Genomic DNA, 576 nt, shown 5'->3' with positions numbered 1-576 from the left:
GCCGCGCGCCGGTCCCGCGGCCCGCCCCCGCCGACGGGTCCGCCCACGAGGGCAGCCCGCCGAGCAGGCCCGACGGCTCGACCGCGAGGTCGACGCCGAGGATCGGGTCGATCCCGGCGGCGGCGCACGCGGTCGCGAACTTGACGGCGCCGTAGCAGCCGTCGCGGTCGGTGAGCGCGAGCGCGTCCATGCCGAGCTCCGCGGCCCGGGACACGAGCGCCGCGGGCGTGGAGGCCCCGTGGCGCAGCGAGTAGCCCGAGGCCACGTGCAGGTGGGTGAAGCTCATCAGCAGGTCCTCGGTCGTCTCAGCGGGACGCCGCCACGACGTCGGGCAGGACCGGGCGCCACGGCAGGGACAGCACCCCGGTGACGGCGCGCAGGAACAGCTCGGCGTCGCGCAGCAGGTCGTCGGCGGCGCGCGACCGGTCGTCCGCGGTCGGCCCGTCCACCCGGGGCAGCGAGCCGAGGAACACCGCCCACTCCGTCAGCTCGGGGGCGAGCCGGGGCAGCACCTGCCAGACGCTGCGCGGCCGGGACCGCGCCGGGCCGGGCCGGCCGCGGACCGCGAGCACGGCC

General features: G+C 79.2%; 2 protein-coding genes. Both read right to left on the bottom strand.

The genetic code is table 11. From position 1 onward, the window contains the following. On the bottom strand, positions 1-286 hold a 286-nt coding region (locus tag WCS02_RS21025; RefSeq protein ID WP_340296247.1), incomplete at its 3' end, for a PHP domain-containing protein. A gap of 19 nt (positions 287-305) precedes the next feature. After that, positions 306-576: SAV_6107 family HEPN domain-containing protein (locus WCS02_RS21020; protein WP_340296246.1), on the bottom strand; the 271-nt coding region annotated here is incomplete at its 5' end.

Source organism: Aquipuribacter hungaricus (genome assembly GCF_037860755.1).
GTDB classification, from domain to species: domain Bacteria; phylum Actinomycetota; class Actinomycetes; order Actinomycetales; family JBBAYJ01; genus Aquipuribacter; species Aquipuribacter hungaricus.
The sequence above is the reverse complement of the archived record's forward strand: the minus strand, read 5'-3'. Positions and strand labels throughout refer to the sequence as shown.